Consider the following 14,255-nt stretch of genomic DNA (forward strand, 5'->3'; position numbering starts at 1 on the left):
CTAATTTAGTTAGACAAAGCAAACCCACGAAGTTTACTCGTCGCGCACTCGAATAAGAGAGTAACGGTTTGATCTTGAAAGAACGCAATAGTAAGTTTTGTAACGCTTATTTTGGGGTATTTGCGATGGTAACTGCTTGATAGATAACGAAGAACGGGGATTGAGCCGTAAACAGGAATCGTATTCGGTCTCTTTTTATCTGTTGAAAGTAAACGCCTTTTCCCTTTGCGAACTTTAACAGATGGGCAACATTCTCTGTTCTTCGTTAAACCATACCACACTACGCCCGAGGGAAGTCCAGCGCTTTTTAGCGCTTGTGTTAAATTTTTGCCTGTTACCGATGAAAGCAGAGATTAGCGGCAAAAATAGGCGTCGATGGCATGTTCAATCTCATCCAGCAGCTGAAAGCGGCGTCGATATTCGGCGCGTTTTTTACTCGCAATGCTCTCCAGCGATTTACGTTCCATGCCAAACGGCAGGGCCCAGCGGAAGGCATTGTCGGGTTTTCCACCCAGTGAGGCCCAGAACTCGTCATAGCTGGCGTGGAGATGGCGACCTTTACTCAAACGATAACGCAGGGCGCGAAAAACATGGCCCTCGTCGCTGACGCCATAAAGGGCGCTGATACCAGACTGCTTCGCCAGATTGAAAACGGCTTCCAGAAGAATACGCTTAGGGAACAGGCCGTAACAGGCACGGGTGGCGTTTTTGATCGTCTCCCGTCCGACATCTCGCCGTGGCCCCTGCAGGCCACCAATGACCAGCACGCTGCGGTCGTTTTCGCGGATGACGCTGAAGGTCAGACTCGCCAGCAGAGTGTTATCCCCGGCACGTAACCAGAGCGTGGTTTCGCCCTCGCGTTCAGCCTTAACCGCAGAGGTGGCATAGATCGTATAGCTCGCCTCCTCTTTGGTCGCAAACTGCAGCAGGGGAAGCGGCGACGGGCTGGTAAAGAGGTGGGCAAGGCCATTGTCCGGCAGCGCATCAATCCAGGCATAGTGATGCAGGATCGCCTCCGCGCGCTCACTGGCCGTCATTCCGCGGGTCAGGTACTGGCGCTGGGTTTTCACCGGCAGCGTCGGCTGTGCCTTCAGCAAGGTAGAAAAATCATCGCGCCGGGAGATCGTCTCCAGCATACGGGTGGTCGAGGACCAGAAAAGCAGGGTGCGCAGGAAGAATTTCAACCGGTAATCGCGTTTCTGCCACAGCGGCCCGGGCGTCAGATCGCCTTTCGCCAGGGCGAGAATAACGGAAGAACGGTGGGCGTATGACACCTCAACGGGCAGGATGGTATTAGACACGATAAAGACCTCTATGTAATTCTGCGATTATCTTAAAGGTCATCGGATAATGATTTAACCGTTGCTAAACCTTTATTTCCGCTTCGTTTAATATCGATTGAGGTTATTAAAGAGGACGGCCTTCGCACTTCCTGAGTGGTCCATTCCGCACGGGCTATACTGATCCTGAGGAGGCGCTATGTATCTAAAACTTGATGGTCACAACTGGCGACACGTCTGGGTAGTAAGCGATCTTCACGGGTGTTATCAAATGCTTATGGATGAAATAAAGCAGCGACAGCTTAATCCGTATGAGGATTTACTTATTTGTGTCGGTGACTTAATCGATCGCGGACCAGACAGCGTGAAATGCCTGCAGTTATTAAATGAAAAATGGTTCTATGCCGTACGCGGCAATCATGAGCAGATGGCGCTGGATGCCCTGCATAATAAGAGCTTTGGGCTGTGGTTAATGAATGGCGGCGTCTGGTTTGCCGAATTAAAGGGCGAAGAACAACAGCAGGCTCTCGAGCTGTTCAGGCAATGTGAAACGCTGCCGTGGATTATTGAGATCACCTGCGCCAACGGCGTGAATGTGATTGCTCATGCCGATTACCCATCATCGCAGTATGAATGGGATAAACCGGTCCCGAAGCAGCAGATTCTGTGGGACAGGGATCGCCTGCGGGAGTTGATGAGCGGTCAGGAGAAGGGGATCGCCGGAGCCGATCACTTCTGGTTTGGCCATACGCCGCTAAGGAAGCGGTTTGATTGCCAGAACCTGCACTATATTGACACCGGAGCGGTGTTTGGTGGGACGTTGACGCTGGCACAGCTACAGTGATTATAGGTCGGCATACTCCTGGGCCGGGCGCCAGAAGCCGTCGATGAACTCTTCAACCGGATAGCACCCGCCGTGGCGGATCCGCTGATCGTCCATCGATGCCTCGCACTGGATTTCGGTGCGATAAACATCCACTACCAGGTCTTCGCAACCCGCATCCAGATAACAAATAAACAACACCAGTGCGTACATCATGCCCCTCAGCATTCACTATCGTATTAATATTGTAGGGGATGATCAGGGAAGGGGGAAATAGAGGGACAAATAACCCGCCTGCGGGCGGGTTCTCTCTGAATCATGCAAGGCGCATGATCCAGGCATCGGAACCTTGATCGTAATGCTCACGGTACAGGACAGAGTGTTCGCCATCGAGGAGAGCCGGGACGCTGGTGTCTGCATCCCAGGCATCGAGCTGCATACACAGATCGGGGTCAGACTTGCACGGAATGGTTAACGTTCGTTCGCCCTGCGTATCGCCGTTTAACTCGGCATCATCGATTTCGAATGCGCCAATGCGCACATTGGTTTTCGTCATAATGCTCTCCATTAACTCGCTGTGTTCTGGTACGACCAGTATAGTCGCCCACTTTTCAGCCTGGTCAATGAAGAGCAAAAGCGCCAGTAAAAAAGTGCGTTTTTTAACTCGCGTCGACGTTACCGGTAAACAAGCGACCATCGCGAACCAGCTCGCGCGGGTAGCTATTTTTTAGGCGTGAACCCACTTTTTTCGCCAGCCCAATAGGGAAACCCTGATACGTTACTACCGCATCATCCCCGGCAGGACTCGTCTGGGGATAGACATCACGGCCGCGATACCACTCTTCCGCTTCCTGCTGGGTTAAGGCAAACGTGTTGTCCTGACCCGCCAGCGCGATCACCGCTTCATGCTGCCAGCGGTAACCTTTGTTATGAGTTTCGGCCAGACGGATGCCGACACGAGAGAAGCGCACTTTACCGATTAACGGTTCTATTTCCGTCGGGAACAACCACACCTCTTTATCGCGCTGCCACAGGCGCAGGTGATCTCCCCATTGCAGGCCCGCCAGATTTGCCGCAGCGGTAATCTGCGCGGCTTCGCGGGTTTTAAGCGGCGTGAAGGGGAAATTACCCACCTTGAATGTCGGCGCCGGGAGCGACTCGATAGCGGAGGTTTTGCGCAGCCGCGCCACGAAGAAACCTTCACAGTCATAGATATGCGGGAAGACGTGCAGGAAGCCTTCTGGGGTCACACATTCACTGGCGCTGGGGAACAGATCGTTCAGCGGCAGGAACTCCACGGCGTCGGGATATTGCGCTTGTAACCACAGGCAGACCGCTTCGTTCTCGTCGCGGTTCAGGGTGCAAGTGGAGTACACCAGGGTGCCGCCGGGGCGCAGGGCATGGAAAGCGCTGTCGATTAGCTCACGCTGAGTGGCCGCAATCTCCAGATTGCTGGCGACGGACCAGTTCTTTAGTGCGTCGGGATCTTTGCGCACCACCCCTTCGCCGGAGCAGGGGGCATCCAACAAGATCGCATCAAAGGCTTCCGGCAGGGCGGCTCCAAACACGCGGCCATCAAAATGGGTTAAAGCAACGTTGCTGATCCCGCAGCGGCTGATGTTGGCATGCAGCACTTTGACGCGGCTGGCGGAAAATTCATTGGCGAGGATCGCGCCCTGATTATTCATCCGCGCGGCGATTTGGGTGGTTTTGGACCCGGGGGCTGCTGCAACGTCCATCACGCGATCAGGCGTATTGCCGTCGGCAAACAGCGCGGCAACCGGCAGCATGGAGCTGGCTTCCTGAATGTAAAACAGCCCACTCAGGTGCTCGGCGGTGCTGCCCAGCGGCAGAGCTTCTTCGTCGTCACGTTCGATCCAGAACCCCTCTTCGCACCACGGAACCGGGGTGAGTTGCCAGCCGTAGGGGGCAACAAGCGTGAGGAAATCCGCGACGCTGATTTTCAGGGTATTGACGCGCAGGCTGCGGCGCAGCGGGCGCTGACAAGCCGCGATAAACGCATCGAGAGCGAGAGGGTCAGGCAGAGCCTGGCGCATTTGCGCCAGAAATTCATCTGGCAGATAGACGGGACGTTGAGACACGAGCGCACCACAGGGAGTAAAAAGAGGCGCGCAGTGTATCACAAAGGCTCCGGTGCGTTGACACCGGAGCGCAGGCATTAACGTGGCAGGGCGGTGCCCCAGGTGCGCCACTCTTTCGGCTCGCTCTCCTGTAACAGGAAGTGTTTACCGGGCTGAGATTTTGGCGCCAGCGGCGTACCCGGCGGCGTCGCGAAGGCGATCCCTCCACGGATAAACTGATTGAAGGTCCCGGTTTTCACTACGCCGCCGGTCAGGCCGAAATCGAGCGAGTAACCGGAGGCCAGCCAGAAGACGGAGTTATTACGCACCAGATGCTGATAACGATCGCTGATGCGCAGGGCCACCATCACCCGGTCGGAGAGCGTCCCGAGCGAAAGGCCGGTCACCGTACCCACTTCCATCCCGCGGAACAGTACCGGCGTACCGATATCAAGCGATGCTGCATCCGGCACCTCTACCACAATGCTCAGACCATTGAGATAGCGCGAATCGGTGATGGTCGCTTCCTGCAGCTCAAAGTCGCGTCGCGGTTTGCCCTGTCCTGGCTCGACGTTGATATAAGGCTGGAGGATGGTATCCAGATGCTCCACCCCTGCGGCAGAAATCTGCGGCGTGATCACCGAGAAACGCGTTCCGGTACGGGCGAAGTTGTCGACATATTCCGGGTACAGCACCGCCGTAGCCTGCACTTCATTGCGGGCGGTAATCAGCTTCAGGCTCTGGACCTGACCAATATCAATCCCCAGATAGCGCACCGGCATCCCTTCTGCGAGCTTGCCCGCATCAAAGGCGTGAAGGGTGATCTGGCTGCCGACCGCACGGGCGGCGGTTTCAGACGGATAGAGGATCCGCTTATCACCTTTACGCTGGCTGGCGCTGGCACCGCTCAGGTTGTCAAAGCTGATAGCACCGCGCAGGGCACGAGAGAGCGGAGAAGCCTGCACCGTCAGCCCGCTGCCGTTAAGCTGCACTTTGGCCCCGCCTTCAGCCCAGAACACGCTGTTGCTGGTGAGCAATTTGCGATATTCCGGTTTGATATGCAGTTCGATGTCAAAGGCATTTGCACGTGGGCGCACAAGGATCACTTCACCCACTTCGAATTTGCGATACAGCACGACCGAGCCCGCCTGCACGTCCGGCAGGGTATCGGCTACCAGCGTGAGGGTGGTAGTCGGCAGATCGCTCAGGCTGTTTTCCAGCGCTTTATCGAGGTTGGCAAACAGCGGGTAGCTGTCGCGCATAGCGCCTTTCTCGCCCGGCAGGATACGGATCCCGCCGCTGATCCACTCGCTGGCGCTGGCCGCCAGAAACTCAACGCCGTCCAGCCCGACTTTGACATCCACCCGGCTATTGACCACGAATTTGCTGTCGCCATGCACCAGCTCGCGGTACTGCGGATCAATCGCCACCTCAAAGGTGACCCCTTTGCTGGATAATGACCGCTCAAGCACTTGCCCAATCTGCACGCCGTGCAGAATCAGCGGCTGACCCGCGTCGATACCGTAGCTCTCCGGCGCGCTGAGTTTCACGGTCAGGACTCCGGGTTTTTGTAACAGCGCCTTATCGGCCGGGGCGATAGTAAACTGGTTAGTCGGTTCGCCGCCGCCGGGGATCAGCTCAAAAGTGCTGCCGGTGAGCAGGCTGCTGATGCTGGGGTTACTGAGCGACAGTTTAGGGCTACGCATTTCAATACGTGTATTTTTTCGCAGCAGATCGACCACGCTGGGGTCAACGGTCATTTCACCGGTGACCAGGCCGCCCGGATTTAGCGTCATTTTGGTGAGCTGCCCAACCTGTAACCCCTGATACATCAGCGGCGTGGAGTCCTCCTTCAGGCCATCCGCAGAGGGGAGGGTCAGCTTCACAATCACGCCGCGCTGGCTGTGGGCCAGATCTTTGTACAAGCCGAAATCATCTTCCTGGGTGGCAGGCGCAGAACCCTCCGGCGAATCAAAGGCGATGGCACCGTTCACCAGCGCCGCCAGACTTTCCAGCTTCACTTTGGCCCCACTCAGGCTGAGATCGGCATCGACGCCAGAAACGTTCCAGAAACGGCTGCCTTTTTTCACCAGGGAGGTGAAGCGCCGTTCGATCAGCACGTCGATGGTCACCCCTTGCTTATTCGGGGTAATGGCGTAGTCATAGACGCGACCAACAGGGATCTTGCGGAAATAGACCACCGATCCGCTGTTCAGTGAACCGAGGTCCGGCGCATGCAGATGAATCATCAGATCGCCGTTATTGAGCCGGTATTTCGGCTGCGTATCCAGGGCGGTAAAGTGATCTTTTGGCTCACCTTTGCCCGGCATCATGCCGATGTAGTTACCGCCCACCAGCGCATCCAGCCCGGAGACCCCCGCCAGCGAGGCTTTCGGCGTCACCAGCCAGAACTGCGTCTCTTCCCGTAGGGCGTCCTTCATATCGGACTTGATGCTGGCGCGAACCTTAATTTTATTCAGGTTCTTGTCGAGCGAGATATCCTGGACAGTGCCCACCTCAACGCCCTGGAAGCGCACGGGTGTACGACCCGCAACGATGCCATCGGCGCTCTGGAAATCAATGGTAATGGTACTGCCGCGATCTTCGTAACTGGTCCAGATCAACCAGCCGGCGATCATCAGTGCGATAACCGGCAGTAACCAGAAAGGCGAAATACGACGTTTTGTTTTAACTCGCGCTTCAGTCGGCGAAGCTGGCGTTTCCTGACTCATGTGCATCCCAAAGTAAGCGGCTATCCAGCCATTCGACTGCAAGAATAGTCAATATCACCGCAGTGCCAAAATAGAACGCTGCGGGTCCCATAGTAAAAGCAAGGAGCTGATCGCGATTGATCAGCGACATCATCAACGCAATGACAAATAAATCCAGCATTGACCAGCGGCCAATCCAGGTCACAAAACGCAACAGCAGTATGCGGGTTTTCAGCCCCTGTTCACACTTAAAATGAATACTGATGAGCAGGGTAAACATCACAATGACTTTGGTAAAGGGCACCAGAATACTGGCGATGAACACGATGGCCGCGACGGCAATATTGCTCTGCGCCAGCGAAATAATGCCCGACATAATGGTATCTTCCTGCCGCGCCCCGTTGACGTAAATCACCGAGATAGGCAGCAGGTTGGCGGGTAACAGTAGCACCAGCGAGGCGATCAGCGCCGCCCAGCATTTTTGCAGGCTATTGTGGCGGCGCAGGCGCAGCGGAATATGGCAGCGAGGGCAACGGCCGCGCGCGTCGGGCAGACCGGTATAGTGACAGCCCAGACAGACCCGCAAATCGGTGTTGTAGCGGGTGGCGGGGCGCTGGGGATAAAACCGCTCCCAGAGCTGCTCCACGTTCAGATGGATCATCGTAAGAATGCTCAGGATCACCAGCGCGATAAAAGCGAACAGGCCGCTACCGGGCTGTAGCCAGGCGTAATCCTGTACTTTAATAGAGGCCACGACGATCCCCACGAGATAGATATCCAGCATCACCCACTCTTTAAGCCTCTCGAGCATCAGAAGCACCGGGCGCAGGTTCATTCCCAGAATATTGCCAAACCACAGATAGGCGATGGCGGCTACCAGCACCACCGGCGCGCCGACGGTACAGAACAACACCATCGAGGCGGTGAGGGGATCCCCCTGACGGGTCATCTGCCAGATCCCCTGTAGCAGGTTAGCGTCGATACGCACGCCTAACAGGTGCAAACTGAGCAGCGGTTCGCTCCAGGCAAAAGGCATCAGCAGCATCATGGTGACGGCCATCGCGGCCAGTCGCGTCAGGGACCAGTCACGGCCATCGCGAATTTTTGCGTTACATCGCGGGCAGAAAGCACTTTGGTGTGATTTCATCTTTGGCAACGTAAAAAGCGTATCGCATTGTGGACAACGCTGATAATGTGCACGAGGAAGCGCATCGCCGACCGCATGCACAGTAATCTTTTTCGCCGTTGATATTTTTGGTGTTTTAAGAGCCATCGGTCGCGCTAAAAAAGGATAGTTAATAGTTATCTTAACTCATGAATGGATTCATCTTGAGCATGGGCGTAAATAAAGCTTATTTTAATAGGCTATGCTGTAATTTTGTAAGACAACCAAGTGATTGAATAATGAGCAAAACAGAATTCTACGCGGATTTGAACCGTGATTTTCAGGCATTGATGGCAGGTGAAACCAGTTTTTTAGCCACCCTGGCGAATACCAGCGCGTTGCTTTTCGAACGTCTGTCTGAGGTGAACTGGGCCGGTTTCTATCTGCTTGAAGGCGAGACGCTGGTGCTGGGGCCCTTCCAGGGCAAACTGGCCTGCGTACGTATTCCGGTTGGGCGCGGCGTGTGTGGTACCGCAGTAGCGCAAGACCAGGTGCAACGTGTTGATGACGTCCACGCATTCGACGGGCATATTGCCTGCGACAGCGCCAGCAATGCTGAAATCGTCCTTCCTCTGAAAGTGAATAATCAGATTATTGGTGTACTGGATATCGACAGCACGGTCTTCAATCGCTTTACCCGCGAGGATGAGCAGGGGCTGCGCGAGCTGGTGGCGAACCTTGAAAACGTTCTCGCCGCGACCGATTATCATAAATTCTTTGCGAGCGTCGCAGGATAATCAACGGATAACGTAGCATTTACCGATGGCGTCATTATAATGACGCCTGTTCATGCCTGCGGCTTGTCGGCAACGTCCGTTGTAATCAGGAAATTTCATGGAAAATCAACCTAAGTTGAATAGCAGTAAAGAAGTTATCGCGTTTTTGGCCGAACGTTTTCCTCAATGTTTTAGTGCCGAAGGCGAAGCTCGTCCCCTGAAAATTGGTATTTTTCAGGATCTGGTAGAGCGTGTTGAAGGTGAGATGAATCTCAGCAAAACCCAACTCCGCTCCGCCTTACGTCTTTATACTTCGAGCTGGCGTTACCTGTACGGTATCAAAGCGGGCGCGACGCGTGTTGATCTCGACGGCAACCCTTGCGGTGTGCTGGATGAGCAGCATGTAGAGCACGCTCGTAAGCAGCTCGAAGAAGCCAAAGCGCGTGTTCAGGCTCAGCGTGCTGAACAGCAGGCGAAGAAACGCGAAGCGGCTGCGGCCAATGGCCAGGAAGAGACGCCTCGTCGTGAACGCAAGCCACGTCCTGCACCGCGTCGCAAAGAAAACACCGAGCGTAAGCCACGTGCTGAGCAACCGGCGGCAAAAGCCCCGCGTGCGCCTCGTGAAGAGCCGCGCCATACTCCGGTTTCTGACATCAACGTCCTGAACGTGGGTCAGTCTCTGAAAGTAAAAGCGGGCAACAATGCTATGGATGCCACCGTACTGGAAATCACCAAAGATGGCGTTCGTGTACAGCTGACTTCTGGTCTGTCAATGATTGTACGCGCAGAACACTTGTTGTTCTAAAACGGAGGCCAAGCCCGGCATGAACACATTTTTTAAGCTCACCGCGCTGGCTGGCCTGTTTGCGATAACAGGCCACGCCTTCGCTGTGGACGAGATTACGCGTGTCGATCAAATTCCGGTTCTGAAGGAAGAGACTCAGCACGCAACGGTCAGTGAGCGCGTGACATCGCGCTTCACCCGTTCGCACTATCGTCAGTTCGACCTCGACCAGGCTTTTTCGAAAAAAATTTTCGACCGCTATCTGAACCTGCTGGACTACAGTCATAACGTCCTGCTGGCAAGCGATGTCGAACAATTTGCCAAAAAGCAGTCTGAGGTAGGCGACGAGTTACGCAGCGGCAAGCTCGACCTGTTCTACGACCTGTATAACCTGTCGCAGAAACGCCGTTTCGAGCGCTATCAATATGCGCTTAAGGTGCTTGAACGTCCGATGGACTTCACGGGTAACGACACCTTTAATCTTGACCGCAGTAAGTCGCCGTGGCCGAAAGATGAAGCCGAGCTGAACGCGCTGTGGGACAGCAAAGTGAAGTACGATGAGCTGAGCCTCAAACTCACCGGTAAAGATGAGAAAGAGATCCGCGAAACGCTGACCCGCCGCTATAAATTTGCCATTCGTCGTCTGGCGCAGACCAACAGTGAAGATGTGTTCTCGCTGGCGATGACGGCCTTCGCGCACGAAATCGATCCGCACACCAACTATCTCTCTCCGCGCAACACCGAGCAGTTCAACACCGAAATGAGTCTCTCCCTTGAAGGGATTGGCGCGGTGCTGCAGATGGATGACGATTACACGGTGATCAACTCCATGGTTGCGGGCGGCCCGGCGGCCAAAAGCAAGGCGATTAGCGTAGGCGATCGCATTGTGGGTGTCGGCCAGGTTGGCCAGAACATGGTGGATGTAATTGGCTGGCGCCTGGATGATGTGGTAGCCCTGATCAAAGGGCCGAAAGGCAGCAAGGTCCGTCTGGAAATTCTGCCTGCCGGTAAAGGCACCAAGACCCGTATCGTTACCCTGACTCGCGAACGTATCCGTCTGGAAGATCGCGCGGTGAAAATGTCGGTGAAAACCGTGGGTAAAGACAAGGTCGGCGTGCTGGATATTCCTGGTTTCTACGTAGGCCTGACGGACGACGTCAAGGTTCAACTGCAGAAGCTTGAAAAACAAAACGTGAAGAGCGTGATCATCGATCTCCGCACCAACGGCGGCGGCGCCCTGACCGAAGCGGTTTCGCTGTCGGGCCTGTTTATTCCGTCCGGTCCGGTGGTACAGGTACGTGATAACAACGGTAAAGTGCGTGAAGACGCCGACACCGATGGCGTTGTTTACTACAAAGGCCCGCTGGTGGTCCTGGTCGATCGCTTTAGTGCATCGGCATCGGAAATCTTTGCCGCCGCGATGCAGGATTACAACCGCGCATTGATTGTTGGCGAACCGACCTTCGGGAAGGGCACGGTACAGCAGTATCGTTCCCTGAACCGCATTTACGATCAGATGCTGCGCCCGGAATGGCCAGCGCTTGGCTCGGTACAGTACACCATTCAGAAGTTCTATCGTGTGAATGGCGGCAGTACCCAGCGTAAAGGCGTAACCCCGGACATCATCATGCCGACCGGCACCGAAGAGACCGAAACCGGTGAGAAGTTCGAAGATAACGCGTTGCCGTGGGATAGCGTTGATGCTGCCACCTACGTGAAGTCGGGCGATATCACTCAGTTTGGTCCGGCGCTGTTGAAACAACATGACGAGCGCATCGCCAAGGATCCTGAATTCCAGTACATCGTGAAGGATATTGCCCGTTTCAATGCCCTGAAAGCGAAACGCAATATTGTCTCTCTGAACTACGCTCAGCGTCTGAAAGAGAACGAAGAGGATGATGCAACACGTCTGGCGCGTATCAACGACCGCTTTAAACGTGAAGGTAAGCCACTCCTCAAGAAACTGGATGATCTGCCGAAGGATTATCAGGAGCCAGATCCGTATCTTGATGAGACGGTGAAGATCGCCATTGACCTGGCGAAACTGGAAAAAGACCAACCTGCCGGGAACCCCGCTCCGGCAAAATAATCCCTCAACAGGCACAAGAAATTGTGCCTGTTTTTTTGTTAACCTCCTCCTGCCGTCAGCCAGTCATTTCATTATGTAAAGTTGTGTCTTTCTGGTGACTTACATCGCTGCAATCCTTGAAAATATGCGGAATACCCATACGATGTGGGTAATCGCATAGTGCGTTTTGTTAAACTGAGGTTAAAAGAATATTATGATGCGAATCGCGCTCTTCCTGCTCACCAACCTTGCGGTCATGGTGGTCTTCGGGCTGGTACTTAGCCTGACAGGAATTCAGTCGAGCAGCGTTCAGGGCTTGTTAATTATGGCGCTGCTGTTTGGTTTTGGTGGCTCCTTTGTCTCGCTGCTGATGTCCAAATGGATGGCGCTCAAGTCCGTGGGCGGCGAGGTTATTGAGCAACCGCGTAACGATATGGAACGCTGGCTGATGAATACCGTCGCCAATCAGGCCCGTCAGGCGGGGATTGCCATGCCGCAGGTCGCGATCTATCACGCGCCGGATATCAACGCCTTTGCTACCGGTGCGCGTCGTGACTCGTCGCTGGTTGCGGTGAGTACCGGCCTGTTGCAGAACATGAGCCGTGACGAAGCCGAGGCGGTAATTGCCCATGAGATCAGCCACATTGCCAACGGCGATATGGTGACCATGACCCTGGTTCAGGGTGTGGTGAACACCTTCGTTATCTTTATCTCACGCATTATCGCGCAGATTGCCGCAGGCTTTATGGGCGGGGATCGTGAGGAAGGCGAATCCAGTAACGGTAACCCGCTGATCTACTTTGCGGTCTCAATGGTACTGGAACTGGTGTTTGGTATCCTGGCGAGCATTATCACCATGTGGTTCTCCCGTCATCGTGAGTTCCATGCGGATGCTGGCTCTGCCAAACTGGTGGGCCGCGAGAAGATGATTGCTGCCCTGCAGCGTCTGAAAACCAGCTACGAACCGCAGGAAGCCTCCAGCATGATGGCGTTCTGCATCAACGGTAAATCGAAATCGCTGAGTGAGCTGTTCATGTCTCACCCACCGCTGGATAAGCGTATTGAAGCGCTGCGTAGCGGCGAGTACCTGAAATAACGGCTTTGGCTTGTGAATGAAAAAGCGCGTCCACGGACGCGCTTTTTTTATGCCTGCGGCCGTGGTTGCGTCACCCGCAGCCCGCTGATGATGGCAGCAGCGGCGGCCAGCGTGCCGGCGGTCAGAAGCGCCAGGTGCGTGCCGTTTTGCCCGGCCAGGTTAAACAGTAAGGCCACCAGCGCCGCGCCGGTGCTTTGTCCCAGCAGGCGCGCCGTACCCAGCATCCCGCTGGCTCCGCCGCTGCGATGAGGCGGGGCGGCAGTGATAATCGTATGGTTGTTCGGAGACTGGAACAGACCAAAGCCGGCCCCGCACAAGATCATTCGCCAGATGATATTCAGATCGTGCGGAGCCGCCGGGAGCAGGGCGAGGGCGAACAGACCCGCCGCCATTACTACCATCCCCAGCGCACCCAGCAATCCCGCGTGAACCCGTTCAATCAGATAACCAGCCAGCGGCGCCATTACCATGGTTGCCAGCGGCCATGGCGTTAACAGGAGACCGGTTTCCACTTCCGAGCGGCCAATAACGCTCTGCAGGAAAAAGGGCAGCGAGACCAGGGCCAGCATCTGCGCGCAGAAAGAGCATATCGAGGTGCCGATGGAGAGGGAGAAGAGGGGAATGCGCAGCAGATCCACCGGCAGCAACGGTACCGGTAGCGCCAGCTGACGACGCACGAAGAAGAAGCCCACCACCAGCAGCGCCACGACCTCGCCCGCGATCAACGGCAGCGACTGCCCCTGGGCGAAACCGCTCAGAGCGGTAATCAGCAGGCCAAAGGTGAGGGCATTCATTACCGCGCTTGGCAGATCGAATTTAGGCATGCTGCTTTTCGGGCCGTTGGCGGGTAAGTAACGCAGGGCGAACACAAGCGCCACGATACCCAGCGGAACGTTGATTAAGAACAGCCACTGCCAGGAAGCCACCGACAGGATCGCCGCGGCGATTGTCGGGCCAGCCGCCGATGATACCGCAACTATAAAAGAGTTGATCCCCATCCCCCGGCCCAGATGCCGCTGCGGGTAGATAAGCCGGATCAGCGCGGTATTAACGCTCATCAGCGCCGCGCCGCCAAACCCCTGGATGATGCGCGCCAGCGTCAGGGTGTGCAAGGTGTCGGAAAGGGCGCAAAACAGCGAGGTCAGGGTAAAGACCACCAGCCCGCACTGATACACTCTGCGGTAGCCAAACATGTCGCCCAGAAACGAAAACGACAGCAGGGAGATGACAATAGCTATCTGGTAGGCGTTGACGATCCAGATCGAACTGGCAGGCGAGGCATTCAGATCGCTGGCGATGGTCGGCAGAGCGACGTTCGCGATCGCGCCATCCAGCACGGCCATAGAAATACCGATGATAATGGTCGCAATTGCACCATAGCGCTGCGGTAACGGCAGTCCATCTTTGGGGGTAAGTGTCATGAGAATGAATGAGCAATACAGGTTATTATTAACAGGGTAACGATATTATCACTGTTATTTCGGTTATATGTCGCAGATTTGTAACCAGGTAAGCCAGGATTGATTGCAGC

Annotated in this window: 12 protein-coding genes; 5 read left to right on the top strand and 7 right to left on the bottom strand. The window is 55.3% G+C overall.

Features of this window, described 5'->3' with window-relative positions; genetic code table 11:
• Positions 1 to 353 precede the first annotated feature (353 nt).
• Positions 354 to 1,301, bottom strand: a complete 948-nt coding sequence (locus tag ACF8PE_RS12825) for a VirK/YbjX family protein (protein ID WP_155166975.1) — start codon at positions 1,299 to 1,301, stop codon at positions 354 to 356.
• A gap of 178 nt (positions 1,302 to 1,479) precedes the next feature.
• Between ACF8PE_RS12825 and pphA the strand changes: the two genes are divergently transcribed.
• A complete protein-coding gene (gene pphA / locus ACF8PE_RS12830; protein ID WP_155166974.1) occupies positions 1,480 to 2,124 on the top strand; it encodes a protein-serine/threonine phosphatase in 645 nt (214 codons plus the stop codon).
• On the opposite strand, the gene ACF8PE_RS12835 is transcribed toward pphA, so the two are convergent.
• The 5 genes from ACF8PE_RS12835 to yebS all read right to left on the bottom strand — a co-directional run bounded on the left by ACF8PE_RS12835 (position 2,125) and on the right by yebS (position 8,168).
• The gene (locus ACF8PE_RS12835) at positions 2,125 to 2,316 is read right to left on the bottom strand and encodes a YebW family protein (protein ID WP_032611549.1); all 192 of its coding nucleotides are present in this window, start codon (positions 2,314 to 2,316) and stop codon (positions 2,125 to 2,127) included. It abuts the gene before it with no gap.
• Between the two features lie 103 nt (positions 2,317 to 2,419).
• A complete protein-coding gene (locus tag ACF8PE_RS12840; protein ID WP_032611546.1) occupies positions 2,420 to 2,659 on the bottom strand; it encodes a YebV family protein in 240 nt (79 codons plus the stop codon).
• Between the two features lie 103 nt (positions 2,660 to 2,762).
• Positions 2,763 to 4,205 carry a 16S rRNA (cytosine(1407)-C(5))-methyltransferase RsmF gene (gene rsmF / locus ACF8PE_RS12845; protein WP_223610250.1) on the bottom strand — a complete coding sequence of 481 codons (1,443 nt, stop codon included), beginning with the start codon at positions 4,203 to 4,205 and terminating at the stop codon, positions 2,763 to 2,765.
• A gap of 77 nt (positions 4,206 to 4,282) precedes the next feature.
• On the bottom strand, positions 4,283 to 6,916 hold the full coding sequence (locus ACF8PE_RS12850) for a PqiB family protein (RefSeq protein WP_032611541.1): 2,634 nt from the start codon (positions 6,914 to 6,916) through the stop codon (positions 4,283 to 4,285).
• Complete coding sequence (gene yebS, locus ACF8PE_RS12855; protein WP_059307645.1) at positions 6,885 to 8,168, bottom strand: membrane integrity lipid transport subunit YebS; 1,284 nt, start codon at positions 8,166 to 8,168, stop codon at positions 6,885 to 6,887. Before yebS ends, ACF8PE_RS12850 begins: the two co-directional genes overlap by 32 nt.
• Before the next feature lie 131 nt (positions 8,169 to 8,299).
• On the opposite strand from yebS, the gene ACF8PE_RS12860 reads away from it, so the two are divergent.
• The 4 genes from ACF8PE_RS12860 to htpX all read left to right on the top strand — a co-directional run bounded on the left by ACF8PE_RS12860 (position 8,300) and on the right by htpX (position 12,724).
• Complete coding sequence (locus ACF8PE_RS12860; RefSeq protein WP_059307646.1) at positions 8,300 to 8,797, top strand: GAF domain-containing protein; 498 nt, start codon at positions 8,300 to 8,302, stop codon at positions 8,795 to 8,797.
• A 97-nt stretch (positions 8,798 to 8,894) separates the two neighbouring features.
• Positions 8,895 to 9,581, top strand: coding sequence for an RNA chaperone ProQ (proQ, locus tag ACF8PE_RS12865; RefSeq protein ID WP_032611533.1), 687 nt, complete (start codon positions 8,895 to 8,897; stop codon positions 9,579 to 9,581).
• A 19-nt stretch (positions 9,582 to 9,600) separates the two neighbouring features.
• Positions 9,601 to 11,649: a carboxy terminal-processing peptidase gene (gene prc / locus ACF8PE_RS12870; protein ID WP_032611532.1), complete on the top strand. Its 2,049-nt coding sequence runs from the start codon at positions 9,601 to 9,603 to the stop codon at positions 11,647 to 11,649.
• Between the two features lie 193 nt (positions 11,650 to 11,842).
• On the top strand, positions 11,843 to 12,724 hold the full coding sequence (gene htpX, locus ACF8PE_RS12875) for a protease HtpX (protein ID WP_032611530.1): 882 nt from the start codon (positions 11,843 to 11,845) through the stop codon (positions 12,722 to 12,724).
• 47 nt (positions 12,725 to 12,771) lie between these two features.
• Here the strand turns inward: htpX and ACF8PE_RS12880 are convergent, their stop codons facing one another.
• The gene (locus ACF8PE_RS12880; RefSeq protein ID WP_392494956.1) at positions 12,772 to 14,145 is read right to left on the bottom strand and encodes an MFS transporter; all 1,374 of its coding nucleotides are present in this window, start codon (positions 14,143 to 14,145) and stop codon (positions 12,772 to 12,774) included.
• Positions 14,146 to 14,255: the final 110 nt, after the last annotated feature.

This window comes from Leclercia sp. GLN_9 (assembly GCF_043105735.1).
GTDB classification, from domain to species: domain Bacteria; phylum Pseudomonadota; class Gammaproteobacteria; order Enterobacterales; family Enterobacteriaceae; genus Enterobacter; species Enterobacter adecarboxylatus.